The 25610-nt window shown below is 71.6% G+C and carries 26 protein-coding genes; 10 read left to right on the top strand and 16 right to left on the bottom strand.

The annotated features are described in order from the left end of the window. Together ACWD2L_RS25935 and ACWD2L_RS25940 are read left to right on the top strand one after the other, a co-directional pair. Window positions 1–483: cbb3-type cytochrome c oxidase subunit I (locus ACWD2L_RS25935; protein ID WP_451191566.1), on the top strand; the 483-nt coding region annotated here is incomplete at its 5' end. Further along, window positions 480–818 (top strand): hypothetical protein, encoded by a 339-nt coding sequence (locus ACWD2L_RS25940; protein WP_451191569.1) that lies wholly within the window; start codon window positions 480–482, stop codon window positions 816–818. The genes ACWD2L_RS25935 and ACWD2L_RS25940, both read left to right, overlap by 4 nt. 15 nt (window positions 819–833) lie before the next feature. Here ACWD2L_RS25940 and ACWD2L_RS25945 read toward each other — a convergent pair whose 3' ends face one another. Continuing rightward, on the bottom strand, window positions 834–1607 hold the full coding sequence (locus ACWD2L_RS25945; RefSeq protein WP_451191571.1) for a helix-turn-helix domain-containing protein: 774 nt from the start codon (window positions 1605–1607) through the stop codon (window positions 834–836). A gap of 71 nt (window positions 1608–1678) precedes the next feature. Here ACWD2L_RS25945 and ACWD2L_RS25950 point away from each other — a divergent pair, with 71 nt between their 5' ends. Beyond that, window positions 1679–2899, top strand: coding sequence for an MFS transporter (locus ACWD2L_RS25950; protein WP_451191574.1), 1221 nt, complete (start codon window positions 1679–1681; stop codon window positions 2897–2899). On the opposite strand, the gene ACWD2L_RS25955 is transcribed toward ACWD2L_RS25950, so the two are convergent. Next, window positions 2874–3227: a Ser-Thr-rich GPI-anchored membrane family protein gene (locus ACWD2L_RS25955; RefSeq protein WP_451191577.1), complete on the bottom strand. Its 354-nt coding sequence runs from the start codon at window positions 3225–3227 to the stop codon at window positions 2874–2876. The two genes, ACWD2L_RS25950 and ACWD2L_RS25955, sit on opposite strands and share 26 nt — an antisense overlap. Window positions 3228–3491: 264 nt before the next feature. On the opposite strand from ACWD2L_RS25955, the gene ACWD2L_RS25960 reads away from it, so the two are divergent. After that, the gene (locus ACWD2L_RS25960; protein ID WP_451191580.1) at window positions 3492–3992 is read left to right on the top strand and encodes a DUF5709 domain-containing protein; all 501 of its coding nucleotides are present in this window, start codon (window positions 3492–3494) and stop codon (window positions 3990–3992) included. 25 nt (window positions 3993–4017) lie between these two features. Here ACWD2L_RS25960 and ACWD2L_RS25965 read toward each other — a convergent pair whose 3' ends face one another. Further along, window positions 4018–4188: a hypothetical protein gene (locus tag ACWD2L_RS25965; protein WP_451191583.1), complete on the bottom strand. Its 171-nt coding sequence runs from the start codon at window positions 4186–4188 to the stop codon at window positions 4018–4020. A 143-nt stretch (window positions 4189–4331) separates the two neighbouring features. On the opposite strand from ACWD2L_RS25965, the gene ACWD2L_RS25970 reads away from it, so the two are divergent. Further along, the gene (locus tag ACWD2L_RS25970) at window positions 4332–4634 is read left to right on the top strand and encodes a YkvA family protein (RefSeq protein ID WP_451191586.1); all 303 of its coding nucleotides are present in this window, start codon (window positions 4332–4334) and stop codon (window positions 4632–4634) included. 26 nt (window positions 4635–4660) lie between these two features. Here the strand turns inward: ACWD2L_RS25970 and ACWD2L_RS25975 are convergent, their stop codons facing one another. Both ACWD2L_RS25975 and ACWD2L_RS25980 read right to left on the bottom strand, forming a co-directional pair. Beyond that, window positions 4661–6016, bottom strand: coding sequence for an MFS transporter (locus ACWD2L_RS25975; protein ID WP_451191588.1), 1356 nt, complete (start codon window positions 6014–6016; stop codon window positions 4661–4663). 150 nt (window positions 6017–6166) lie between these two features. Further along, entirely contained in the window at window positions 6167–6832 is a 666-nt protein-coding gene (locus ACWD2L_RS25980) for a TetR/AcrR family transcriptional regulator (RefSeq protein ID WP_451191591.1), read from the bottom strand. 138 nt (window positions 6833–6970) lie between these two features. Here ACWD2L_RS25980 and ACWD2L_RS25985 point away from each other — a divergent pair, with 138 nt between their 5' ends. Together ACWD2L_RS25985 and ACWD2L_RS25990 are read left to right on the top strand one after the other, a co-directional pair. Then, a complete protein-coding gene (locus tag ACWD2L_RS25985) occupies window positions 6971–7873 on the top strand; it encodes a shikimate dehydrogenase (RefSeq protein WP_451191941.1) in 903 nt (300 codons plus the stop codon). Between the two features lie 103 nt (window positions 7874–7976). After that, complete coding sequence (locus ACWD2L_RS25990) at window positions 7977–9785, top strand: TIM barrel protein (RefSeq protein ID WP_451191594.1); 1809 nt, start codon at window positions 7977–7979, stop codon at window positions 9783–9785. A 3-nt stretch (window positions 9786–9788) separates the two neighbouring features. Here ACWD2L_RS25990 and ACWD2L_RS25995 read toward each other — a convergent pair whose 3' ends face one another. Next, entirely contained in the window at window positions 9789–10367 is a 579-nt protein-coding gene (locus ACWD2L_RS25995; RefSeq protein ID WP_451191597.1) for a DinB family protein, read from the bottom strand. 83 nt (window positions 10368–10450) lie between these two features. On the opposite strand from ACWD2L_RS25995, the gene glsA reads away from it, so the two are divergent. Both glsA and ACWD2L_RS26005 read left to right on the top strand, forming a co-directional pair. Next, window positions 10451–12256 carry a glutaminase A gene (gene glsA, locus ACWD2L_RS26000; protein ID WP_451191599.1) on the top strand — a complete coding sequence of 602 codons (1806 nt, stop codon included), beginning with the start codon at window positions 10451–10453 and terminating at the stop codon, window positions 12254–12256. A 14-nt stretch (window positions 12257–12270) separates the two neighbouring features. Further along, window positions 12271–13491, top strand: a complete 1221-nt coding sequence (locus ACWD2L_RS26005) for a 4-hydroxybenzoate 3-monooxygenase (RefSeq protein WP_451191601.1) — start codon at window positions 12271–12273, stop codon at window positions 13489–13491. A 69-nt stretch (window positions 13492–13560) separates the two neighbouring features. Here ACWD2L_RS26005 and ACWD2L_RS26010 read toward each other — a convergent pair whose 3' ends face one another. The 10 genes from ACWD2L_RS26010 to ACWD2L_RS26055 form a co-directional block, all read right to left on the bottom strand. Then, window positions 13561–14295: a dienelactone hydrolase family protein gene (locus tag ACWD2L_RS26010; protein ID WP_451191603.1), complete on the bottom strand. Its 735-nt coding sequence runs from the start codon at window positions 14293–14295 to the stop codon at window positions 13561–13563. 113 nt (window positions 14296–14408) lie between these two features. Continuing rightward, window positions 14409–14801, bottom strand: a complete 393-nt coding sequence (locus tag ACWD2L_RS26015) for a hypothetical protein (RefSeq protein WP_451191605.1) — start codon at window positions 14799–14801, stop codon at window positions 14409–14411. 262 nt (window positions 14802–15063) lie between these two features. Beyond that, complete coding sequence (locus ACWD2L_RS26020) at window positions 15064–16641, bottom strand: glycoside hydrolase family 13 protein (RefSeq protein ID WP_451191607.1); 1578 nt, start codon at window positions 16639–16641, stop codon at window positions 15064–15066. Continuing rightward, window positions 16638–17843: a Gfo/Idh/MocA family protein gene (locus tag ACWD2L_RS26025; RefSeq protein ID WP_451191609.1), complete on the bottom strand. Its 1206-nt coding sequence runs from the start codon at window positions 17841–17843 to the stop codon at window positions 16638–16640. Before ACWD2L_RS26025 ends, ACWD2L_RS26020 begins: the two co-directional genes overlap by 4 nt. Beyond that, entirely contained in the window at window positions 17840–18913 is a 1074-nt protein-coding gene (locus ACWD2L_RS26030) for a glycoside hydrolase family 130 protein (protein ID WP_451191612.1), read from the bottom strand. Before ACWD2L_RS26030 ends, ACWD2L_RS26025 begins: the two co-directional genes overlap by 4 nt. 8 nt (window positions 18914–18921) lie before the next feature. Then, complete coding sequence (locus ACWD2L_RS26035; protein WP_451191614.1) at window positions 18922–19761, bottom strand: carbohydrate ABC transporter permease; 840 nt, start codon at window positions 19759–19761, stop codon at window positions 18922–18924. A gap of 1 nt (window position 19762) precedes the next feature. Beyond that, window positions 19763–20647 (bottom strand): carbohydrate ABC transporter permease, encoded by an 885-nt coding sequence (locus ACWD2L_RS26040; protein ID WP_451191617.1) that lies wholly within the window; start codon window positions 20645–20647, stop codon window positions 19763–19765. Next, a complete protein-coding gene (locus ACWD2L_RS26045; protein WP_451191620.1) occupies window positions 20644–21936 on the bottom strand; it encodes an extracellular solute-binding protein in 1293 nt (430 codons plus the stop codon). The genes ACWD2L_RS26040 and ACWD2L_RS26045 overlap by 4 nt, the downstream gene beginning before the upstream one ends. Before the next feature lie 127 nt (window positions 21937–22063). Further along, the gene (locus ACWD2L_RS26050) at window positions 22064–23086 is read right to left on the bottom strand and encodes a LacI family DNA-binding transcriptional regulator (protein ID WP_451191624.1); all 1023 of its coding nucleotides are present in this window, start codon (window positions 23084–23086) and stop codon (window positions 22064–22066) included. Between the two features lie 166 nt (window positions 23087–23252). After that, on the bottom strand, window positions 23253–24545 hold the full coding sequence (locus ACWD2L_RS26055; RefSeq protein ID WP_451191627.1) for an MFS transporter: 1293 nt from the start codon (window positions 24543–24545) through the stop codon (window positions 23253–23255). A 92-nt stretch (window positions 24546–24637) separates the two neighbouring features. Here ACWD2L_RS26055 and ACWD2L_RS26060 point away from each other — a divergent pair, with 92 nt between their 5' ends. Continuing rightward, entirely contained in the window at window positions 24638–25552 is a 915-nt protein-coding gene (locus ACWD2L_RS26060; protein WP_451191630.1) for a LysR family transcriptional regulator, read from the top strand. Window positions 25553–25610 lie beyond the last annotated feature (58 nt).

The following is a 25610-nucleotide window of genomic DNA, read 5'->3' on the forward strand; positions in this document are numbered from 1 at the left end:
GTCGTCTTCGCGATGTTCGCCGGCTTCCACTTCTGGTGGCCGAAGATGACCGGCAAGATGCTCGACGAGCGGCTCGGCAAGATCACCTTCTGGACACTGTTCGTCGGCTTCCACGGGACGTTCCTGGTGCAGCACTGGCTGGGCGTGGAGGGCATGCCGCGTCGTTACGCGGACTACCTCGCGGCCGACGGCTTCACCGCGCTGAACACCATCTCGTCCATTTCCGCGTTCCTGCTCGGCCTGTCGATGCTGCCGTTCTTCTACAACGTCTGGAAGACGGCCAAGTACGGCAAGAAGGTCGAGGTCGACGACCCGTGGGGCTACGGCCGTTCGCTGGAGTGGGCCACCTCGTGCCCGCCGCCCCGGCACAACTTCACCACCCTGCCCCGCGTCCGCTCCGAGTCCCCGGCCTTCGACCTGCACCACCCCGGCGTCGCCGCCCTCGACCACGCCGAGAACCCGCACGAGGACGCGTCCGCATGAGCGGCACCGAGCACGACGTGAGCGCGGGAATCCAGCAGATGGAGGGCTATCTGCTGTGGAACTCGAAGGTCGCCGAGGCCCATACGCAGGCCGAGGCGTTCACCGACCGGCTCGAATGGCTCACCGGGGCGCAGCGCGAGGAGGTGCGGCGCGTCTTCGTGGAGGAGCGCCTCGTCTTCCACCGGGCCGCGCTCGGCCAGATCGTGGCGCGGGCCGCGGAGCTGCGCACCGAGTACGACAAGCGCTATGAGCGCTTGAAGGCGCGCTGCGTCGGCCTCTGCGGCGGCGTCCTCGTCGGCCTGATGGGCCTGGCGTCGCTCGTCGCCCTGAAGTGACGTACGCGCGCGTGCTCAGGTGAAGTACGCGGTCGGCGGTGTGCCCAGCGCTCGGCGGAACATCGCCGTGAACGCGCTGGGCGTCGCGTAGCCGACCGCCCCGGAGACCGTCGTGACGGGCACGCCCCTGGCGAGCAGCGTCACCGCGTGGATGAGCCTGGCCTGCTGGACCCAGCGGGCCAGGCTCATTCCTGTCGAGGCGGCGAACCGGCGCTGCAGACTGCGCGCGCTGAGATGCGTGTGTGCCGCGGCCTGCGCCGTGGTCCAGCGCTCGTCCGGCCGTTCCCGGATCGCCGCGCACAGCGCGTCCAGGTCCGAGTCGTCCTTCGGCGTCGGCAGGTGCAGCGCGGGCACCGGGTGCGGGGCGAGCTCGTGCAGCAACAGATTCATCAGGACGCCGTCGCGACCCTCGCGGTCGTACTCGACCGGGATCCGGGTCGCCTCGTCGATCAGCTCGCGGAGCAGCGGCGAGACCGAGACGACGGTGGGCGCGTCGGGCAGGCCCACGGCCGTGCCCGTTGCGATGTACAGGGTCCGCATGGCCACGCCTCCCGCGCAGGTCATCGCGTGAGTGAGACCGCCCGGGAGCCACGCGCCGCGAGTGGCGGGGACGACCCAGGCGCCGTGTTCAGTGGTGACCGTGATGGCGCCCGTGGTGCCGTAGATCAGCTGCGCGCGGCGGTGCTGGTGCGGCGGGATGTGATGCCCGTCGGCCAGGTCACGGGCCATCGCCGCCAGGGGCCGCGGCACGTCCTGGTAGTCGTCGCGGTCCTCGCTCTTTCCGTACATGGCGCACTCTCGACAGATATTGGCTCGACCTCGAAAGTGTGCCATCGACCGGCGCCCTAACGTCGCGGTATGTGAACGCCGCACTTCCCAGAACCCAAGCCCTGACGGTCCTCCTCGCGGTCACCTGCGCCGTGACCGCCGCGAACGTCTACCTCTGCCAGCCGATCCTCGGCCCGGTCGCCGACTCCCTCGGCACGTCCCCCGACGCGCTGGGCGCGCTGCCGACCGCCACCCAGCTCGGCTACGCGCTCGGCATCCTGCTGGTCGTCCCGGCCGGCGACAGCCACGACCGGCGCCGCATCATCCTCGCCCTCGGCACCGCCTCCTCCCTCGCCCTCGCGGCCTGCGCCCTCGCCCCCTCGGTGCCCTTCCTCGTGGTGGCGAGCTTCGTCGTCGGGCTGTGCTCGCCGGTGCCGCAGCTGATCACCCCACTGGCCGTCGCCCTGGCCGACGACGGCACGGGCGGGCCGGGCCGCGGCCGCACCGTCGGCGCGGTGCAGGGCGGCCTGCTCGTCGGGGTGCTCGCCTCGCGCGCGTACGCCGGCGCCCTCGCCGAGATCGCCGGATGGCGCACCGTGTACCTCGTGTCCTGCCTGCTCACGCTGGCGCTCATGGGCGTGCTCGCCCGCCGGCTGCCCAGGTCGCGGGGGCGGGCCCCCGCCTCGTACAGGGCGGCGCTCGCCTCGCTGCCCGGCCTCGCCCGCCATCCGCTCGTGGCACGGGTCGTGGTGTCCGGGGCGCTGGTGGGGATCGCGTTCGGCGCGTTCTGGACCACCCTGACGTTTCTGGTCACGGACACCTATGGGCTCGGGTCGACCGCCGCCGGGATGTGCGGCCTCGTCGCCGCCGTGAGCGCGCTCGCCTCGCCGTACGCGGGCCGGAGCGCGGAACGGCTCGGCAGGCGCGGGGCGATCGCCCTGCTGACCGCGCTGGTGCTGGTCGGCTGGCTGGTCATGCTGCCTGCCGGGGGCGGCTCGCTCGTGGCGCTCGTCGTCGGCGTGATCGTGCTCGACGTCGGCGTGTGGGGCGGTCAGGCCGTCTGCCAGACGGTCCTGTTCGCCCTCGACCCGGCCGTGCACAGCCGCATCAACACCGTGTACTTCACGTTGCGCTTCCTCGGGATCGCGCTCGGCTCACTGCTCGGCACCGTGGCGTGGGCCGCGGGCGGCTGGCCGGGCGTCGTAATCACCGGCATGGTCGCGGCGGCGGCCGGACTCGTCGTCGGCGTGCTGCCGGTGCGCGCGCGGGACACAGCGCCGCAGGAGGTCAGCGCACCGCGAACGACGGGCTGAAGCCGTGCTCGGCGCCGTCCTGGCTCACCAGCTCGATCGCGTAGCCGCTGCCGTCCGGCACGTTCGGCAGGACGGTGGACGTCTCGCTGCGCGGCGCCGAGGTCAGCCGGGACGCGAGCCGTACGACGCGGTCGGCCTCGCCCCGTACGAGCCACATGTCCAGCTTCTGGCCGGTGGGGTTGTGCCAGGTGACGAACATGCTGGCGCCCGCGGCGTGCACGGAGTCCGCGCCGGGTTCCGTGACGGTCAGCGCCTGGGCCGGTGCGGCCATGGGGGCGAAGGCCAGGAGCGGGGCGGCGACGAGAGAGAGGAATCCGGTGCGGCGCATGCGACGACCTCGTTCCGTGGGATCGATGGAATGGACAGAGGATCTCTTCCCGCCCTCGCGGCCGGACCTGAGCATTCTGCCGTCGGGCCCGCCCCACGAGGGACGATGTTGTCCCCGAACCGGTGGCGTCGGCAGGACAGGACAGGACCGCGGGCGCATTCTCGTGCACGCGCGCGAGGCCCCCGAAGCGGCCGGGCGGCGCTTATGGGTGCACGCTGGATATGTGACACCGAGCACGCAGACGCGCAGACGAGGAGATTCGACATGACCGAGCGCAGCGACTCCTCGGCCATGGGCGACGAGGTGTATCAGCCCTCGGGCCCCGACGTACGGGACGACGAGGGCATCCTCGATGTCGAGGACACCCTGAACGACCGTGGCGTCGACCCCTACGACGAGGGATGGTCGCCGCCCGAGCGCCCACTGGCCGTCGAGCACAGCGGCAACACGGCGGCGGAGCGGCAGGCCGGCGAGACACTCGACGAGCGCCTCGCTGAGGAGCGGCCCGACCCCGTCGTCGACGCGTACGAGACGCTGGAGTCCGGCGGGGAGGACGGCGACGGTGTGGGCGATCTGCACGAGGGCGAGGGCGAACCACAGGACTCGGAGGTGGGCACGGAGCGCGCGGGCCGCCTGGTCGCACCGGACGAGGGCGCCCATGAGGACGCCGAGAAGGACATGCTGGCCCGGGACGCCGGTTACGGCGGGGGAGCGGCGTCGGCCGAAGAGGCCGCCATACACGTGGTGGACGACGACGAGACCTGAGGTCCGTACGGGCCCCCACCCGGGGTCACCGGCCGAGGGCCGTCGCGGTCAGCATCAGCGCGGCCGCGGAGAACGCCGTCACCAGTGCCAGGATCGGCGGGCCGAGGGCGACATCGCCTGTCACCATCCGCCGCGCCGTGATGCCTATGCAGACCACGCCGATCCCTCCAAGGATCATGGCCACGAAGATCAGCACTGTCGGCCCCTCCTCCTCACGACCCCCGCGTGTGTGTTCGGATCACATCCTCGCCCGGCGAGCCGTGCGTCGCACGTGGGGAAGGATCCGCTGCGTACCCTCTAGCCTGGGACGACTCGCTCATTGGCCGCAGGGGGACCGGCATGGACAGCACCGCGTGGATCGTTCTCGGCACGCTCGGAGCACTCGCGATGCTGGTGGCCGCCGCCGTGCTCCTGGCCCGGGTGTTCAAGGCGCGCAAACTGCTCGTCGACGCCGGGATCCCGCTGCACAACAAGGCGCTCTTCTGGGCCGCGGTCGCCTACACGATCTCCCCGGTCGACCTGCTGCCCGACCCGATCTACCTCGACGACATAGGGGTGCTACTGGTGGCCCTGAAGCTGCTGCACGGCGCCGCACACAAGGCGGGCATCGGCACAGGAGAGCGCCGATCCCCAGCTCCCTGAGGTCCGGCGCCGGATGACGAGCGCGGTCAGACCGCCGCACCCGGAGCGTCCTTGAGCACGGCAGCGCCCGCCCGCTCGCCGAGCTGCTCCGTGGGCACCTTCGCCGTCTCGCGGGCCGTGAGACCCGCCACCACCGGAAGCACGCACAGGGCCGCCGTGAACACGGCCACCGCCACCCAGTTGTCGCCGCCCGGACCCGCGATCTGCGCCGCGAACGTCACCGCGAAACCGGAGATGGCGAAGCCGATCTGGGTGCCGATCGCCATCCCCGAGAGCCGTACGCGGGTCGGGAACATCTCGCCGTAGAAGGCAGGCCACACCGCGTTGGCCGCGCTGTAGACCACGCCGAACGCCAGGATGCCGAGCACGAACGTCAGCGCGTACGAGCCCGTGGAGATCGCCCACAGGTAGCCGAACATCAGCAGCGCGCTGCCCGCGGCGCCCGTAAGGAAGACGGGTCGGCGGCCGATGCGGTCGGCGAGGCGCGCCCACAGCGGGATCGCGGCGAGCGCCACGAGGTTGGCGAGGGCACCGACCCACAGCATCGCGGAGCGGTCCATGCCGACCGCGTCGCTCGTCGCGTACGACAGGGCCCACACCGTGAAGATGGTGCTCACGGAGGCGACCAGCGCGCCGCCGATCACGCGCAGCACGTCCACCCAGTGGTCGCGGAAGAGCACCGCGAGCGGCATCTTGGCGACCTCGCCGGCCTCGGCCTTGCGGGCGAACTCGGGCGTCTCGTCCAGCGAGCGCCGGATGACGTAGCCGGCGACGGCGACGCCGAGGCTCAGCCAGAACGGCACGCGCCAGCCCCACGACAGGAGTTGGTCCTCGGGCAGCGCCGCGATCGGCAAGAAGACGAGGGTGGCGAGGAGTTGCCCGGCCTGGGTTCCGTTGAGGGTGAAACTCGTGAAGTACGCGCGCCGGTCCTCCGGCGCGTGTTCCAAGGTCATCGAACCGGCACTGGACTGCTCACCGGCGGCCGAGATGCCCTGAAGGATGCGGCACAGCACGAGCAGCAACGGCGCGAATCCGCCGACCTGTTCGCGGGTGGGCAGACAGCCGATCAGGAACGTCGACAGGCCCATAAGGACCACCGTGAACACCATGATCTTGCGGCGGCCCAGGCGGTCGCCGATGTGACCGAGGAAGAACGCCCCGACGGGCCGCGCGGCGTACGCGACGCCGAACGTGGCGAGCGAGAGCAGGGTGGCGTCGGCCGGATCGGACTCGTCGAAGAACACCTTCGGGAAGACGAGCGCGGCGGCGCTGCCGTAGATGAAGAAGTCGTAGTACTCGAGGGCACTGCCGCTCCAGGCGGCGAATGCCGCCTTGCGGGGCTGGCCCTGTGGTGCGCGCGGCGATGCTGCGGGGACGGACACGCGGGCTCCTTGAGGGCTGGGCGGATCAACCCGGCGGACCGGAGTCGGCCGGGTTAATTAACCCACTGGGTAGTTAGTAGCTGATGGCCAGCGATGTTGCGCCCGTGTTTCCCGCCTGTCAAGAGGTCGCGACGAGGGTGTCCGCGCCGATCAGCGCCGCTCGGCGCCCGCCGTCAGGTACGCGATCACCATGTCGCCCAGCATCGTGCGGTAGTGCTCGCGGCGGTCCTGCGCCGTCAGGTCGCGGCCGAACAGGGCGCCGAACGTATGCCGGTTGGAGACCCGGAAGAAGCAGAAGGAACTGATCATGGCGTGCAGATCCACCGCGTCCACGTCGGCCGTGAAGACGCCCTCGGCCCGGCCCGCCTCCAGGATCCGGCCGATCACGTCGATCGCGGGCGTGTTGAGCGAGCCGATCGTCTCCGACGCCGTGATGTGCTCGGCGTCGTGGATGTTCTCGATGCTCACGAGGCGGATGAAGTCCGGGTGCTGCTCGTGGTGGTCGAAGGTCAGCTCGGCGAGCCGGCGGATCGCGGCGACCGGGTCGAGGTCCTCGACGTCCAGGTCTCGCTCCGCGTGCCGGATCACCGCGTAGCTGCGCTCCAGGACGGCCGTGAACAGCTGTTCCTTGCCGCCGAAGTAGTAGTAGATCATCCGCTTCGTGGTGCGGGTGCGGGCCGCGATCTCGTCGACGCGGGCGCCCGTGTATCCGGCGCGGGCGAACTCCTCCGTGGCGACCTTGAGGATCTCGGCCTTGGTGCGGGCCGCGTCGCGGATGCGCCCCGCGCGACGCGCCGGCTCTTCGACAGTGGTCATCCGGCGATTGTAGGAGCCGTGCGGGGGCCGGATCCGATGAGTCCCTTCCCGGGCGACTCTTCCCAGGAGGGTGCCGGACTTGATATGAGTAACGAACCAGTTCGTACATTAAGCGTGCCGCTCGGCCAGGAGGACCCCGTGCCCCAGGACTCATATCTCGTCGGTCTGATCGGCGAGGGCATCGGCCCCTCGCTCTCCCCGGCCCTGCACGAGCGGGAGGCCGACCGACAGGGCCTGCGGTATCTGTACCGGCGCCTCGACCTCGGCGAACTCGGTGCCAGGGCCGAGGACGTGGGGGAGTTGCTGCGAGCCGCCCGCACCGTCGGATTCGACGGCCTGAACATCACGCACCCCTGCAAGCAGCTCGCCATCGAGCACCTCGACGAACTGTCTCCGCAGGCCGCGGCGCTCGGTGCGGTCAACACCGTGGTCTTCGACGGCGGCCGCGCCATCGGCCACAACACCGACGTCACCGGGTTCGCCGCATCCTTCGCCCGCGGGCTGCCCGAGGCCCGCATGGAACGCGTCGTCCAGCTCGGCGCCGGGGGAGCGGGCGCCGCCGTCGCGCACGCGGTGCTCACCCTGGGCGCCGGCCGCATCGTGCTCGTCGACGCGCTGCCGGAGCGGGCCGCCGCCCTCGCCGCCTCCCTGAACCGGCACTTCGGCGAGGGCCGCGCCGTGCCCGCGGGCCCCGACGGGCTCCCCGCACACCTCGCCGAGGCCGACGGCATCGTGCACGCCACCCCCACCGGCATGGCCGCCCACCCCGGCCTCCCGTTCCCCGCCGAACTGCTGCGCCCCGGCCTGTGGGTCGCCGAGGTCGTCTACCGGCCGCTGGAAACCGAACTCGTACGCACCGCACGCGGCCTGGGCTGTGCCGTCCTCGACGGCGGCGGCATGGCCGTCTTCCAGGCCGCCGACGCGTTCCGCCTCTTCACCGGACGCGAACCGGACGCCGCCCGCATGCTCACCCACTTCGCCGAACTGGCGGGCACGGAGGGGGCACTGCGAGCAGCCACCTCAACCCTCCGCGGCGATTGAGCAGCCATCTCAAGCCCGCTCTTCGTACGAGAGCCAGCGGGGTACGGGGCGGAGCCCCGATCTCTTCAACCCCCGCCGACCCGCCCCCTCCGGAAGGAGCCCCGTGCGTACCTCCATCGCCACCGTCTCGCTCAGCGGATCGCTCACCGAGAAGCTCACCGCCGCCGCCCGCGCCGGCTTCGACGGCGTCGAGATCTTCGAGAACGACCTGCTCGCCAGCCCCTTCACCCCCGAAGAGGTCCGCGACCGCTGCGCCGACCTCGGCCTGAGCATCGACCTGTACCAGCCGATGCGCGACATCGAGGCCGTGCCCGACGACGTGTTCGCCCAGAACCTCCGGCGCGCCGAGCACAAGTTCCGGGTCATGCGGCGCCTCGGCACCGACACCGTGCTCGTGTGCTCCAGCGTCTCGCCGCTCTCCATCGGCGACGACGCGCTCGCCGCCGAGCAACTGCGCGCGCTCGCCGAGCGGGCGAGCGACTTCGGCGTACGCGTCGCCTACGAGGCCCTCGCCTGGGGCAGGCACGTCAATACGTACGACCACGCCTGGCGCATCGTCGAGGCCGCCGACCACCCGGCGCTCGGCACCTGCCTCGACAGCTTCCACATCCTCGCCCGCGGCACCGAGGGCAAGGACCTGGAAGGCATCGAGGACATCCCCGGCGACAAGATCTTCTTCCTCCAGCTCGCCGACGCACCGCTGCTCGACATGGACGTCCTGCGCTGGAGCCGCCACTACCGCTGCTTCCCCGGCCAGGGCGACCTCGACGTCGCGGGCCTGCTGCGGCACGTACTGCGAGCCGGATACCGGGGGCCGCTGTCCCTCGAGATCTTCAACGATGTGTTCCGGCAGGCCGAGGCCGGGCCCGCAGCCGTGGACGCGCTGCGCTCGCTGCTCGCCCTGCAAGAAGGCGTCGGCCTTCAGGAGGTCGTGGGGCAGGGCGAGTTGCCCGCCCCGGTGGTGCCCACCGGCGTCGCCTTCACGGAACTCGTCACCCCCGACGTCGCCCCGGCCGCCGACCTCCTCGCCGCCCTCGGCTTCACCCGCACGGGGCGCCATCGCGGCAAGCCGGTCGACCTGTGGGAGCAGGGCGAGGCCCGCGTGCTGCTCAACACCGGGCCCGCCGCCCGCCGCGACGGCACCGTCCTCGCCGCCGTCGGCCTGGAATCCCCCGACCCGGCCGCCGCCGCCCGCCGCGCGGAGGCCCTGCTCGCCCCGGTCCTGCCGCGCCGCCGCGGAACCGGCGACGTACTCCTCGACGCCGTGGCCGCGCCCGACGGCACCGAACTCTTCTTCTGCGCCACCGACCGCCCCGAACTCCCCAGCTGGACACGGGACTTCGAACCCACGGGGGAGCGGCCCGCCGAGACCGACATCACCGGCGTCGACCACCTCCAGCTCACCCAGCCCTGGCACCAGTTCGACGAGGCCGCCCTGTTCCACCGCAGCGTGCTCGGCCTCGAACCCCGGGCGAGCGTCGACGTCGCCGACCCGTACGGACTGCTGCGCAGCCGCGCCGTCGCCACCGCCGACGGCGCCGTCCGCATCGCCCTCGGCGCGGGCCCCGGTCCTGGCGACGACCAGGACCGGGCCCAGCACATCGCCCTCGCCACCAGCGACGTCGTCGCGGCGGCCCGCCGCTTCCGTGCGGCGGGCGGCGACCTGCTGCCGATGCCGGGCAACTACTACGACGACCTGGCCGCACGCTTCGAGTTCGCCCCCGGCGAGCTGGAGACGTACCAGGAACTCGGCATCCTCTACGACCGCGACGCCCACGGCACCTTCCGGCACTGCTACACCCGAACCGTGGGCCGTGTCTTCTTCGAACTGGCCCAGCGCGAGGACGGCTACGAGGGATACGGGGCGCAGAACGCACCGGTGCGACTCGCGGCGCAGCACGCGCCGAACTAGCGGTTACTGCTTGAAACGGTCCGCGATCTCCTCCAGGCGGACGTGGTGCCGCTCCCACTCCAGCGGGGGCAGGCTGTCATTGTCCTGGCGGTAGCCGACCAGGCCGTCCAGGCCCTCGCGGAGGATGTCGGCCTGCCCCGCGTGGCGCTGTGTGTCGGACAGGACCCGGACCAGGACGTGGTGAAGTGTGACCTGGTTGCGCTCCTTCGGCCACCACGGCACCGTGCCGACGGTGTCCAGCGGCAGCTCCCCGACCGAGGCGTCCGCGTGCGCCCAGGCCCGCCGGTAGCGTTCGACGATCTCCGCGCGGGACTCGTCGGCGGTGGCGAACATGTCGGCGTTCGGGTCCTCGTCGTCCTTGAAGTCGGGCAGGGGCTCGCCGTGCTCCCGGCCGAAGGTGTCGCAGAGGTAGCCCAGCTCGACCCCGGCCAGATGCTTGAGCAGGCCCAGCAGGTTCGTGCCCGTCGGCGTCAGCGGGCGCCGCACGTCGTAGTCGGAGAGGCCGTCGAGCTTCCACAGCAGGACGTCGCGGGCGTCCTGGAGGTAGCGCAGGAGATCGTTCTTGCGGTCGGTGTCGGTCATGCGCTCACTCTGCTGCCCCGGACTGGCGGGGAACAGAGGTTTTCGACAGGCAGCGAAGCACCTCATGGGCTTCGATGGACGGGATGGGACACGAGCCGGAAGCCTCCGCACACGATCCGCTGACCGCACTCCTCGACGGCGTGCGGCTGCGGCTGCGCGATCTGAGCGACGGCGAGCCCGCCTCGTACATCCCGGAGCTCGGCCGCGTCGACCCGCGCCTGTTCGGTCTCAGCCTCTGCACCCTCGACGGGAGGGTCTACGGGAGCGGGGACACGGACGTCCGGTTCACCGCGCAGTCCGTGTCGAAACCCTTCGTGTTCGCGCTCGCGCTCGCCGACCACGGCCTGGAGAACGTCCTGGCGCGGGTGGGCGCGGAGCCGAGCGGCGAGGCGTTCAACTCGATCCGTCTTGAACCCGGAACCGGCCGCCCGCCGAACCCCATGGTCAACGCCGGTGCCATCGTGACCAGTTCACTCGTCGCGGGCGACACCCCGAAGGCCCGCTTCGAGCGTATCCTGGGCGGGCTCGGCGCCTTCGCGGGCCGGTCGCTCACCGTCGACGAGGCCGTGTACGCCTCCGAGTGCGCCACCGGCGACCGCAACCGCGCCCTCGCCTACCTGATGCACAACGCGGGCTCGCTCACCGGCGACGTCGAGGCGGAGCTCGCCGTCTACTTCCGCCAGTGCTCCGTCCTCGTCACCTGCGACGACCTCGCCGTGATGCACGCGACCCTCGCGGGCGGCGGCATCAACCCGGTCACCGGCGAACGCGTCGTCGCGAGCCGGCACGCCCAGCACGTCCTCGCCGTCATGGCCACCTGCGGCATGTACGACGCGTCGGGACAGTGGATGCTGCGGGTCGGTATGCCCGCAAAGAGCGGGGTGTCCGGCGGGATCGGGGTCGCGCTGCCGAGCCAGTTCGGGATCGGCGTGTTCAGCCCGCCCCTTGAGGAGAAGGGCAACAGCGTGCGCGGCATCGCCGCCTGCCACCTGATCTCCGACCAGTTCGGGCTGCACCTGATGCGGGCCACCGCCCCCGAGCGGCGGCCGCTGCCGCCCCGCTCTCTGCACCCCACGCCGCTGCGCTCCCTGCGACACCGCACCCGCGCCCAGCGGGCCGCCCTCGACGCCCGCGCGGAGCGCATCCGCGTCCATGTCCTCCAGGGCGACCTCGACTTCGCCACCGCCGAACAGACGCTGCGCGCCGCCCTCGAACTCCCGGACGCCGTCGGCTGGTTCGTGCTCGACCTCACCCGCGTCGGCCGCGTCGAACCGGTCGCCGCCGACCTGCTGCGCGGCCTCGCCGACGAGCTGCGCACGCGCGACCTGCGCATGGTGCTCGCCGACCCGGACGAGCGGCAGGCGCTGACCCGCACCACGGACGAGTTCCCCGACCTCGGCCGGGCCCTCGAAGCCTGCGAGGACGAGCTGCTCACGGGGATCGGGCTCGACCCGGACGCCCCCGTGCCGCTCGCGGACTGCGACCTGTTCGGCGCGGCGGACCCCGGCCTGCGCGCCGCCCTTGCCGAGGCCTTCGACACCTTGGATTTGGCGGCCGGCGAGTCCGTCGAGCCGCCGCGGACGGCACCGCTCGACCGGATCGTCCTCTGGTACGTGGAGTCGGGACGCCTCGCCGTGTGCGCCGACACCGCCGACACGGTCACGGCGACGCGCCGCACCTGGTCGGCGGGCCCCGGCGCGGCCCTCACCCCCGCCGACTTCCCGCCCCGCCGCACCCGCGAGGTCCTGGCCGAACGCGACACGCGCTGCCGCACCCTCACCGCCGCCGGCTTCCGGCGGCTGCGGGAGCGGAAGCCCGACGCGGTCGCGTTCCTGGAGCGGGTGCCGCTGGAGGGCGCGGAGACGGTGGACCGCGGAGACGTCCCCTGACCCATAATGGCCGCATGACCGACGTGGAGACCGGGCCCAACTCGACGCTGTCGCACCGGACGTCGGTGGTGATCGTCGGTGCGGGCCCCGCCGGCCTCACCGTCGGGAACATCCTGCGGGCCGCGGGCGTCGACTGCGTGGTCCTGGAGTGCGAGAGCCGTACGTTCATCGAGCGGCGGCCGCGCGCTGGTGTCATCGAGGAGTGGGCGGTGCGCGCCCTCGACCGGCGTGGTCTCGCCGCGGATCTGCTCAAGCGCGCGGAGCGCCACACGGCGTGCGAGTTCCGCTTCGCGGGCGAGCGGCACCGCTTCGGTTACACCGACCTGACGGGGCATCACCACTTCGTCTACGCCCAACCGTTGCTGGTGACCGACCTGGTACGTGAGTACGCCGACGTGCGCGGCGGCGACATCCGCTTCGGTGTCGGCGACGTACGCCTGCACGACCTGGAGGGCGAGCGCCCCTCGGTCTCGTACACCTGCGGCGACACCGGTCAACGGCGGCTGCTGCACTGCGAGTTCGTCGCCGGATGCGACGGGGCCCGCGGCGTGACGCGCGAGGTGATCCCCGCCGACCGGGTCCGTGTGGCGCGACACGATTACGGCATCGGCTGGCTGGCGCTGCGCGCGCAGGCGCCGCCGTCGGCGGACCGTGTCCTGTTCGGCATGCACGAGGAGGGCTTCGCCGGGCAGATGCCCCGCAGTCCTGAGGTCACCCGGTACTACTTGCAGTGCCCGCCCGGCGACGACCCGGACGACTGGTCGCACGAACGGGTGTGGACGCAGCTGCGCAGGCGCCTCGCGGCCGAGGGCGCTTCGCCTTTGGTCGAGGGCGAGTTGATCGAGAGGCGCGTCCTCGACATGCACGACTACGTCACCGAACCCATGACGTACGGGCGCCTCTTCCTGGCCGGGGACGCCGCCCACCTCGTCGCCCCCATCGCGGCGAAGGGCCTCAACCTCGCCCTGCACGACGCGTTCCTCCTGGCGGAAGCGATCGTGGCGCACGCGGCGGGCGACAGCAGCGGTCTCGCCGGGTACGGCGAGGCGTGTCTGCGGCGCGTGTGGGACTACCAGGAGTTCTCGCAGTGGCTCTCCGAGGTCTACCACGGCGCGTCGTTCGGCGACCCGTTCCGCGCGGGCACGACGCTGGCCCGGCTGCGCCGCCTGTTCACGTCGCGGGCGGCGGCGACGGCGTTCGCGGAGCAGTATCTGGGAGCGGCGGACGCGTACTGACGGCTGGGCGCGGCGTCAGCGGCCGCGTGCGTATGCCACCCGACGCCGCGCCCGTACCGCGCGAAGCTCTCAGCCGGCCCGCAGGGCACCGTCGAGAAGCGGCAGCAGCCGGTCCCAGTGGCGCTTCAGCGCGTCCGCGGAGAAGGCGGAGGTGTCGGCCATGGTGAAGCCGTGCACGGTGCCGGGGTAGAGCTCGATGGAGTGCTCGACCCCGGCGGACTCGAAGGAGTTGTTGAGCTCGGTGACGGCCTCGGGGGTCAGGTCGCCCTCGGCGAGGCCCAGGTGCACGCGGGCGGCGATCTTGTCGGCCGAGAGGTGCGCGCTGTCGGGGGCGTCGGTGACGAGCATGCCGGGGTGGAATCCGGCGACGGCGCCGACCCGGTCCGGGTGGGCCGCGGCGGTGCGCAGCGCCAGGGCGGCGCCCATGCAGTAACCGGTCGTACCGATGGGGCCCTCGGCGACCTCGGGCTGGGCGCAGAGGAAGTCGACGTAGGCCGCGGCGTCGCTCAGGGCCCGCTCGGCGGTGTGCTCCTGGAGGAGTGGCATCACCTTGCCGAAGACCTCCGGCCGGTTCTCCTCGCCGATGTACTCGGGAATCTCGACGACGGGCGAGGCGCCGCGCCGGTAGTAGACGTTGGGCACGAGCACGTAGTAGCCGTGCCCGGCCAGCTCGCGGGCGATCTCCTCGATCACGGGCCGCACGCCGAAGGCGTCCATGTAGAGCAGTACGCCGGGGTGTCGGGCGCCGTCGTCCGGGAAGGCGACGAAGGCGTCGGCCCGGCCGTCCGCGGTGGGAATCTGCACTGTCTTGCTGGTGGCGATGGCGGATCATCCTTCCTGGATCAACTGAATACAGATGCACAGTACAGTTGCCCTCCGCGGTGGCTTTCCGCGCGGGTGCCCAGGGGATGCGGTGCTCAGTGGCTGTGCCGCTTGCTCGCCCAGAAGACGGCGCGGGCCGCTCTTATCCGCTCGGACTGCCGACCGGGGTCGAGCGCCGACTTCAGGGCGGTGCGCAGGAGTTCGGGCTCGACGAGCTTGCCGCTGCCGTCCGGCGGAGTGCGCCACAGGAACGAGTGGTGGCGCACGCCCGTGATGCCGTCGGCGTCCGGGGACGGCATGGACAGGTACTCACCGGCGGTGAGCATCCGCACGTCCTCCGTCTCGGGCCAGGCGGGGTCGCCCGCCGGATGGGGGCGCGTGAGGATGTAGAACACCGGGCGCGGTTTGGCGTGCTCCTCGAGCACCGGCACGGCGTCCGCCTCCTCGCCCAGCTCCCACAGCACCGTCAGACCGAGCGGCTGCTGCACGCGCAACGCGTCCCAGTCGCGACCGGCAGGAAGCTTCGCCAGATACGGCGACCGGTTCCATGCGGCATATGCCTCGCTCGGCTTTCGGTGACAGGAGGCTAACCACTGCGCTCCGTCCATTGGGTGACCATACGTCAACTGCCGTGTCTGGTCAGCAGATTCATCAATCCGAAGAACCCGCTCGGTGAAGGTTTGGCCATGACTGCCGTGCCAGGTGCGGACTTCGCGGATGGCACATGCCAGAACGGGACGCCGCCAGTGCTCAGACCGGGGACACCAGCCACGCGGCCGTGTCCTGCGGCAGCGCTCCCGCCGTCAGGGGGCCACTGGTGAGGAGCGGAGGGCCGGTCAGGCCGAAGGCGGAGAGGGCGAGCGGGGTCTCGGCCAGGTTCACCACGCACACCAAGTTCCCGCGACGGAACGCGAGATGGGACGCGCCGGGCGCGGAGAGCCACTGCGGGGGCGCCGCGGGATCCGGGGCCGGATGCGTGCGGCGCAGCCGCAGTGCTCGCCGGTACAGGGCGAGCGTCGAACCCGGGTCCGCCTGCTGCGCGGCGACCGTGAGCGTCGCCCAGTCGTCCGGCTGGGGCAGCCAGGTCGCCTCCGGCGCCGCACGGCTGAAGCCGTACGGTGCCGCCGTGCCGGACCAGGGCAGCGGGACGCGCGCGCCGTCGCGGCCCCGCTCGGTGTGCCCCGAGCGTTCCCACAGCGGGTCGAGGATGCGGTCGTCGGGCACGAACGCCTGCGGAAGCCCCAGTTCCTCGCCCTGGTAGAGATACGCGGATCCGGGCAGCGCCAGCATCAGCAGAGCGGCCGCACGGGCCCGCGCCAGGGAGCCGTGCCGGGTCACGGGCCGGGGCGCGTCATGGCTGGAGAGCAGCCAGGTCACCGCGGAACCGGGCACCGCGAAAGAACCGTCGATGACCTCGCGCAGTTCCTTCGCCTCCCACGAGGCCTCCAGGAAGGCGAAGTTGAAGGCCTGGTGCATCTCGTCGGGGCGGATGTAGCGGGCGAGCCGGGCCGGGTCGAAGACCGCCGACTCCGCGACCATCACACGGTCCCGGGGCTCCACCGCACCGGGCGGCGCGGGGTGCGTGTCGAGCAGGGTGCGCCACTCGCGGTAGAGCGGGTGCAGCTCCTCCTGGTCGTAATAGGGCATCAGGTGGTTGCGCAGGGGGTCGGCGTGCTGCCCCGGGCCCGCGTCGGGCAGCCCCTCCGCCTTGAACAGGGCGTGTGCCACGTCCACCCGGAACCCGTCCACGCCCCGGTCGAGCCAGTGACGCAGTACGTCGGCGAAGGCGCCGCGCACCTGGGGGTTGCGCCAGTCGAGGTCGGGCTGCTCGGCGGCGTGCAGGTGGCAGTACCACTCGCCGTCCGGGACCCGCGTCCAGGCGGATCCGCCGAACGCCGACTGCCAGTCGTTGGGCGGCAGTTCACCGCCCGCGCCCCGGCCCGGGCGGAAGAGATACCTCTCCCGCTCGACCGAACCCGGGCCCGCCGCCAGCGCCTCCAGGAACCAGGGATGCCGGTCGGAGGTGTGGTTCGGGACGAGGTCGACGATGAACTTCAGGCCCAGTTCATGGGCGCGGGCGGTCAGCGCGTCGACGTCGGCCGTCGTCCCCAGGTCCGGGGCGACGCCGGTGTAGTCGGCGATGTCGTAGCCGCCGTCGGCCAGCGGCGACGGATAGAACGGCGTGCACCACACCGCGTCCGCGCCCAGATCCTTGATGTGTTCGAGGCGTTCGGTCAGCCCGGGCAGGTCCCCCACACCGTCGCCGTTCGAGTCGGCGAAGGCCCGCGGGTACACCTCGTAACAGACCATGTCCTGCCACCAGTTCATGCGGCGACTCCCGGGGACAGGACCGGCTGTTCGCGGCCCGTCGCGGCGGCGACCGTGGCCGCCTCGGCGACCGCCACCGCGCCGAAGCCGCTGAGGGCGTCCGCTTCCGGCGGTGCGCCTTCGCGCACCGCGCGTACGAGGTCGGCCATCGCCGCGCGCACGCTCTGCGCGTACACGTACGGCTTGCGGGCCTCGCCGCCGAGGTCGATGACGGCGTGCACGTGGTGCGGCGCGGTGCGCCGTTCGCCGCGCCCGCGGGCGGGTGCGGAGGACCCTGCGTCGCGTTCGACGTGGACCGTGAGCTGCTCGTCGCCGTGCGGCCGGAAGCCGTCGACCGCCAGCAACGGGCCTATCTGGAGCGGTAGTTGCTCCCAGCGGCAGGCGCCCGCCTCGTCGGTCCACGCCGAGATCCCCGCGTACGCGGGGATCCAGCCGGTGATCCGCGTCTCCTCGAACCCGTGGTCGAGGCGCATCAGTTGCCGCTCCGCGCGGTGCGCGTGGGTGAAGGAGTGCAGGTGGGAGGCGAGGACGCCGCCGGGGTGCACGACATCCGCGCTCACCATGTCGACCGGGCCACCGGGCCGCGCCACCGCCGTGGCCCGCACGCTCATCGGGTCCGAGCCGAGCAGCGTCCGCGCCGCGTCGAAGAAGTGCACGCCGTGCTCGACGAAGATGCCACCGGAGTGCGCCGGGTCCCAGAACCAGTGGTCGGGGCCGAGGTCCTCGTCGGCGGCGTCGTTCTCGAACAGGAACCGGCGGACGGGCGCGAGCAGTTCGCGCTCCATGAGCCGCTGGACCGCCCTGAGCAGCGGGTTGTAGCGCAGCACGTGATCCACGACCAGGACACGCCCTGCGCGGCGCGCCTCGTCGGCGACGGCTGCCGCGTCCTCGGTCGTGGTCGCGAGGGGCTTCTCGCAGAAGACATGGCGCCCCGCACGCAGCGCCTTCGTGGCCATCGCGGCGTGGGTGGCGGGCGGCGTGGCGATCAGTACGGCCGCCACGTCGTCCCGTTCCAGGAGCTCGTCGAGCGAGCCGAGGGCCGGGACACCGTGCCGCTCGCCCAGCGCGTCCGCGCGTGAGCGCGACGGGTCCGCGACCGCCGCCAGGCGCACGCCCGGCAGTCCGGCGATGGCGTCCAGGACGAACTCGGCGAAGCCGCCGCAACCCACGAGCCCGATACCGAGCGGGGCGCCCGCGGTCACGCGGTGCGCTCCAGGAGGGCCACGCCGATGTGCGCGTCGGCCATGCCGTAGAAGACGTACAGCTCGCCGTCGATCTCCTCGATCGCCGTCGGGAAGACGACATTCGGCACCGTGCCGGAGATCTCCTCCTCGGTCTCCGGCGCCATCAGCGGGGCGTCGGAGCGGGCGAGGATCTTCGAGGGGTCGGCCGGGTCGAGGATCATCGCGCCCGCGGCGTACGACACCTTCTGGTTCTGCGCCCACGGGTCCTCGATGGTGCCGGAGACACCGTGGTGGATGAGCAGCCAGCCCTCGGGGACGCGGATCGGGGCCGGGCCGCCGCCGATCTTCAGGGACTCCCACTCGTACTCGGGCAGGGCCACGAGGGTGTGCTGCCGCGGGCGGACGAGGGCGCGGATGTCGGCCTCGACCTCCTTCACCGGCACGTAGGAGATCCAGATGCCGGGCCGCTCGTCGGTGACTCCGGCCGGCAGGTGCACGCCCTCGCCCTCGCGGAACCAGCCGAGGTCCCACATCGGGCGGTGCAGCATCGCGTACGACAGCTCGCCGTCGGGGGCCGGGACCGGCTCGGGGAAGTGGACGACGTCCTTGTTCGGGAAGAGGTTGAGGTCGGTGTCCAGCTCTGCCTGGTACGCGAACTGGATCGGGCCGAGGCGCGTCCAGTCGGTGAGGTTCTCGGAGACGGCAAGCGCGGGCTTCGGGCCGAGCGGGCCGTAGGCGACGTACGACATGACGTGCTTGCCGAGCGAGGGGACCCAGGTGACGCGGGGGTCCTCGACGCCTGCGTTGTTCTTGCCGCGCTCCCAGCCCTCGTCCGGGGAGAGGACGACGCCGCGGCGCTCGACACCGCTCGGGGCGCCCGCTTCGTCGAAGGTGACCTCGGCGAGGCCCACGCGGGAGACGTTGCCCTCGGAGACGAGGCGGGGGAGGAGGTGCAGCTTGCCGTCCGGGGTGCGGCCCGCGGCCGGGTTCAGGACGCCCTCGACCTCGTTCGCCTCGCCGGCCAGCGGGGACATGACGACGCCCTTGCGCACCATGCGGTAGGGGATGGGAGTGGAGTTACTGGTCATGATGCGGTTCAGCCCTTGGTTGCGGAGTCGATGTCGGTGGAGGTGAAGTGGCGCTGGAACACGAGGAACAGGACCACCGCGGGGACGGCCAGCACACACGCGCCGGCCAGCAGGGCGCCGGCCGGGTTGGCGACCGTGCCCTGGAGGTTGGACAGGAAGCTCGCCAGCGAGACGGCGAGGGGCTGCATGTCGGCGTTCTTGGTGACCAGGAACGGCCACAGGAACTCGTTCCACGGCCCGATGAACGTCAGGAGCAGCGCGGTCAGGATGGCCGGCTTGGCCATCGGCAGCGCGATCCGCCACAGAATCCGCAGCTCGCTCGCGCCGTCGATGCGCGCCGCCTCGAAGAGGGACTGCGGCATCTGCGAGAAGAACTGCCGGAACAGGAAGACGGCCGTCGAGTTGATCGCGAACGGCAGGATCATGCCGAGGTAGTTGTCGCCGAGCCCGTAATCGCGGACCACGAGCACGTACAGCGGCAGCGTGAGGAGCTGGAACGGGATCATCTGCACCAGCAGCAGCGCGCCGAACACCGCGCCCTTGCCGCGGAACTTCAGCACCGCGAGCGCGTACCCGGCGAGCACACCGAAGACCAGCGTGCAGATCAGGACGCCGATCGTCATGATCCCGGAGTTCAGCAGCGAACGGCCCAGCGAGATCGTGCTGTTGATGGCCGCGTAGTTGGCGCCGGTGAGGCCGGAGGGGATCGCCGCCGACAGATCGCCGGCCGTGACCTTCCGCAGCGAGCCCACGACCATGTAGTAGAAGGGGAACAGGAAGGCGACCGCGCCGAGCGACAGCAGCACGTAGCGCAGGGACTTGCCGCCCAGACGGCGTGTTGCACTCATGTCAGTTGCCCTTCTCGGTGAGCTTGCGGGCGGCGAGCGAGACGACCATGACGAAGGCGATGAGGACGACGCCGAGCGCTGCCGCGACATCGGGGTGCCCCTGCTCGATGCCCTTCTGGTACATGAGCAGCACGGGCGACGTGGACGCGTGGTCCGGGCCGCCGCCCCCGGTCAGCAGGTAGGGCTCGCTGAACATGTTGGCGCCGGTGATGATCGCGTAGATGACGACGAGCGTCGTCGCGGGACGTACGCCCGGCACGGTCACCGAGAAGAACTGCCGCACCTTGCCCGCACCGTCCATGGCGGACGCCTCGTACAGCTCCTTGCCGACGTTCTGCAGCGCGGCCAGGTAGAGCATCACGAAGAAGCCGAGCTGCTTCCAGGTCACGAAGACGGCGATCATCGGCATCGCGAGGTGCGAGTTGACCAGCCACGACGGGTCCGGCGCGTGCGAGCCGAGCAGATGGTTGACGAAGCCGTCCTGCCCGAAGAGGAACTGCCACACGGCGACGAGCGCGACGCTCGCGGTCACGTACGGGAGGTAGAACGCGGCGCGGAAGAACGCACGCCCCCGCATCTTCGCGTTCAGCGCGGCGGCCAGGACCAGTGAGAGGCCCACGGTCAGCGGCACGTTGATGACCAGGAAGATCAGGATGTTCAGGAACGCCTGGCCGACCACCGGATCGGTGAACACGTCCCTGTAGTTGGACAGGCCCACCCACGGCGAGTCGACATCCGTGCCGGGAGCCGTGAAGTAGAAGCGGTGGAAGGACATCCACACCGTGTAGACCAGCGGTATCGCGAAGACCACCAGTAGGAACAGCACGTACGGCGACACGAACAGCGCGCCGACGCGGGACCGGAAGCGGTCCGTGGGGGCGTTCATGACGGGTCTCCGTACTCGCTCAGCAGGTCGGTGATCTCGGACGAGGCGTTGCGCAGGCCCGCGCGCGTGGACTCCCGGCCGAAGATGACCGACTTCGTCCACTCGTCGCGGAAGGCCTGCCAGATGTCGACCGAGCCCGGCACGTTCGGCACCTCGACGACGCGCTTCGCCTGGTCCGCGAAGGCTCTGTACGTGGGGTGCTCGGCGAAGTAGTCGGCGTAGCGCTTCGTCAGGTCCTCGCGCATCGGCATCTGGCCGGTCGTCTCCAGGAACCGGCCGTCCTGCGCGCTCGACGTCGCGAACCTCAGCAGGTCCCAGGCCGTGCCGCGGTTCTTGCACGCGCTGAACATCGCCACCGACTTCTCGTCGCTGAACGAGTGCTTGCCCGCGCCGCGGTCGGCCGTCGGCACCGGTGCGACACCGATGTCCACGCTGTTCTTGTACGCGGAGACCGCCCACGGCCCGACGGTGGCCATCGCGGCCTTCCCGTCGTTCAGCGCGTCGCCCGGATACGCCTCCTGCGGCGCCAGCTTCTGCGCGTACAGCGTGCGCCAGAACGCGGCGACCTGACGGCCCGCCTCCGAGTCGAACTGCGGCTTGCCGTCCTCGATCAGCTGCTTGCCGCCGCTCTGCGCGGCGAACGCGGGATAGAAGTCGTACCAGGGCTGAAAGAAGTCACTGGACGGCGACGGCCAGATCGCCGCCTTCGCGGCGCCGCTGTGTACCAGCGTCCGGGAGGTCGCGAGGAACTCCTTGTACGTGGCGAGCTTCGGGTGCTCCGGATCGAGGCCGGCCTTCTTGAACAGCTTCTTGTTGTAGAGGATCATCACCGGGTTGCTCTTCCAGGGCAGTTGGTAGAACTTGCCGTCCGGCGACCTGTACTGGTCGGCGAGGCCGCCGCTGCGCCCGGTGACGTACGACGTGCCGCCCGGGAAATCATCTAGCGGCACGAGCCCGTTCTGCTTCTGGAAGGTCGGCACCGCGGCAGGCGAGGTGTTGAAGGCCAGACACGCCGTCGTGCCCGCGATGATCGAGGCGCTGATGGCCTCCTCGGACGTCTTGCCCGCGGGGATCTGCTGGGCGGTGACGTGCTGATCGGGATGGCGCTTGTTCCACGCGGCCACCATCTGCTCGCCCCACTGCACCTCTTGGGCGTTGTTGGACAGCCAGACCGTGATCGGTCCGCGCGCGTCGGCGGCGACGGTCGCGTCGGGGGCGGCCCGGCCACAGGCCGTTGCTGTACCCGCGAGAGCGAGCACGACCAGCGCGGACGCCGTTCTCCTCAGCATGATGATCTCCGAACTGTTCACGCGCGGCCTCGTCGCCGTGCGCAATTCCCGGTCCGCGCGGGCGCGGCCGAAGCCTGTTGCTGTGTCGCCTTGTTTGTTTGTCGCTGTATCGATGTAGCGCGCGGATTCAGTCGCGCGGAGCGGGGCCGATCGAGGCGCGGGGAATGAACTCGGCGGGCGGCAGCGCCATGTGCGCCGCGCCCTCGTCCCCGGCGAGCACCGCGTCCAGGGCGCGGGCCGCGGCCTCGCCCCAGCCGCGGGCGTCCGCGCGGGCGGAGGAGAGCGGCGGATAGCTGTAGCGGGTCAGGGGCGCGTCGTCGTAGCCGACGACCGAGAGGCGCTCGGGGACCGGGACGCCCAGTTCCTGGGCGACCGAGAGCCCGGCCATCGCGGCGAGGTCGTTGCCGTAGACGATCGCGGTCGGCGGGGTGTCGAGCGAGAGCAGCTCACGGGTGGCGCGCGCGCCGCCCTCGGCGCTGAACCCGCCGGGCAGCACCGGGCCCTCGGGCAGGCCAAGGTCGCGCAGCGCCTGCTCCCAGGCGAGGCGGCGCCGGTGCGCGTGCCGGAACTCTCGGGGGCCCTCGACGTGTGCGATGCGCCGGTGGCCGAGGTCGGCGAGGCGGCGGACCGCGGCGGAGTAGGCGGGTTCGTCGTCCAGGCTGACCGTGGGCAGTCCGTCGCCCCACTCGGGCTGGCCGACGACCACGGCGGGCAGGCCGAGCCGGCGCATCAGCGGGGGGCGCGGGTCGTCGTGCCGGAGGTCCGTGAGCAGTACGCCGTCCACCTGGCGCTGGGCCGCGAGCCGTTCGTACACGCCTTGCTCCTGCTCGGGTGTGGTCACGTGCACCATCAGGCCGTCGCCGCGCCGGCCTATGACGGCCTCGACACCCGCGATGAAAGCCGGGAAGAAGAGGTCCGCCCCGATCTGTTCCGGTTCGCGCGTCAGGACGAGGCCGAACGCCCCCGCCGTGCCGAGGGAGAGGGCGCGGGCCTGACGGCTCGGCGTCCACCCGAGCTCGTCGGCCGCCGCGAGCACGCGGGCCTTGGTGTCCTCCGCGATGCCGGGGCGGTCGTTGAGGGCGAAGGAGACGGTGGCGCGGGAGACTCCGGCGTGGCGTGCGACGTCCGCGATGGTGGGCTTGCGGGCCATGGCGTACGCAACTCCTTGGGGGCGGCCTCCGGATGGGCGTTCAAACCGGTTTGAACGGCCGAACGGCGTTGACTAAACCGGTTTGAACGTGGAGGCGTCAAGGGGTTGGTCGATGTGATCTGCGTCGCTGCGTGATGGCTTTGCCCGGGTGGTGTCGTGGCCGCGCTCAACGCCCGCCGCGAGAGCGGCGGTTGAGGACGGCGGCCGCCGCCAGCAGGGCGAAGAGGGCCACCGCGAACCAGGTCATCGCCGAGGTCGCCGTGAGCACGAGCGTCGCGACGCCGAGGGCGACGGCCGGACCGCTCAGCCCCAGGTAGGCGACGAGGAACAGGCCCGCGAGGGCCTCTCCGCGCCGCGCGGGCGCCGCCATCGCGACCACGGCCCCGACCGCCGCCTTGAACAGCAGCCCCGCTCCGACTCCCGCGACCGCGCCTCCCACCAGGAACGTGGCGAGGTCGGCGGTGTGCATCCCGACGACGAGCGTGAGGAAGCCCGCGCCCTCCGCGAGCAGCCCCAGCGTTGACTTCGCCCGCGGCGCGAGGCGGTTGGTGAGGATCTGGGCGACGGCCGCGCCGCCGAACACCAGGAACGAGATCGCCCCGGCCAGCAGGTGCGACGGATGGTGCAGCGTGTGCGCGACGAACCCGGCGGCGATCGACGAGAAGAGGCCGAACACCGCGAAGGACGCGAACGCGCCCGCCGCGGCGGCCACATACCCGGCCCGGTCGCCATGGTCGGCGCTCACCCGCTGCGGCCGGTAACGTGGCCTGACCGGCAGCTCGCGCACGGTCTCCGGAGTACGGGACAGCGCCACCGCCACCACCGCGATGAGGGCGGCGAACACGAGATACGGCAGCCGCAGCGGAGCCGTCACGTACTGCGCGAGGAATCCGGAGACCAGCGGGCCGAGGCCGAGCCCGCCGATGTTCGCGGCCGTCGCCACCGTCTCGAACCGCCCCGGGGAGGCGCCAGGTCGGTGCGCGCCGTGCAGTTCGGCCAGGTGGGCGGTGGCCGTCGCACTGAGCATGCCGATGCCGAGACCGCACACGAACCGGGCGACGAGCAGCACTGGCAGCGCCGGGCTCGACAGGAACAGCAGGGCGGCCACGAATTCGAGGCCGAGCGCAGGCAGCAGGATCTTCTTGCGCCCCACCCAGTCCGACACATGCCCGGCCAGCAGCAGGCTGACCACCACACCCACCGCGTACACGGCGAAGACGACGGTGACCATGAAGGTCGAGAAGCCGCCCCGCTCCTCGTACAGCGGATACAGCGGGGTGGGCACCGTCGAGAACGCCATCGACGTGAGGAAGGCGAGTGCCACGATCCAGAATCCGATGCCGTGGCGTCTCGAACCCACGGCGGGCCGTGCGGCGGGGGAGTGGGACGTGGTGCGGACGCGCGTCGGCGTGGCCATGCGGCAGAAGTCCGTTCGGCTGGACGGGGTGCGGGTGGGCACGTCCCACTCTCCGCGCACGCAGCCATCACGTCCAACGAGACTTCCCGCTCGTGACGATCGCGGATGGAGATGGTTGATGGGATGGTCGACGAGTGGAATTGCGTCATCTCGAGTACTTCGTCGCCGTCGCGGAAGAGCAGAACTTCACGCGCGCGGCGGCCCGTCTGCACATCGTCCAGTCCGCTGTGTCCGCTGCCGTCAAAACGTTGGAGCGCGAACTGGGCGCGCGACTTCTTGACCGCAATTCCAAGCGGGTGCTGCTGACCGACGAGGGCCGGGCGCTGCTGCCGCGCGCCCGGATCGTCCTGGACGCGGCGCGTGACGCCGCCGACGCCGTGGCGGAGGTGCGTGGCGCGCTGCGCGGCACTCTGCGCCTGGGCACTCTCACGTCGATTCGGCTGATCGATCTGCCGGCTCTGCTGGGCGAGTTCCACCGTCGTCATCCGGGGATCCATGTGCAGATCACCGTCGCGCCGACCGGGTCCCAGGGGCATCTCGCGGCGCTCGCGGAACGCCGTCTCGACCTTGCCCTGGTGTCTCTGCCCGGGGCAAGCCCTGCCGAGGTCGAGCTGACGCCGCTGGCCGGCTCGACTCTCGACCTCGTGGTGCCGGCCGAACATCCGCTCGCCGGGCGCGACAGCGTGGCGATCCGCGAGCTGGCCGGGCTGCGGTTCATCGACTGCCCGGTCGGCTACGGCAACCGCTCCGTCGCCGACCGCGCCTTCGCCACGGCGGGCGTCCCGCGGGACGTCACCATCGAGATCACGGACCTCGCCACAAGCGCCGACTACGTCAGGGCGGGGCTGGGGGTCGCCCTGGTGCCGCGCTTCCTCGCCGACACCGCGCACGGCCTTGCCGTCCTCCCGGTGACCGGCGCGGACCTGGCCTGGTCGCTCTATCTCGCGGCTCCGGCCGACCGCCCGCGGAGCGCCGCGGCCCGCGCGCTCACGGATCTGCTGCGGAATTCGGACGTCGCCACAGCACAGAAGGCGCAAACAAGGACTTGAGACGCCTCTGGCATGTGCCATACGTTTGGAGGTGCCGAAGAGGGTGACCCTCTTCAAC

Source organism: Streptomyces sp. NPDC002754 (assembly GCF_053592315.1).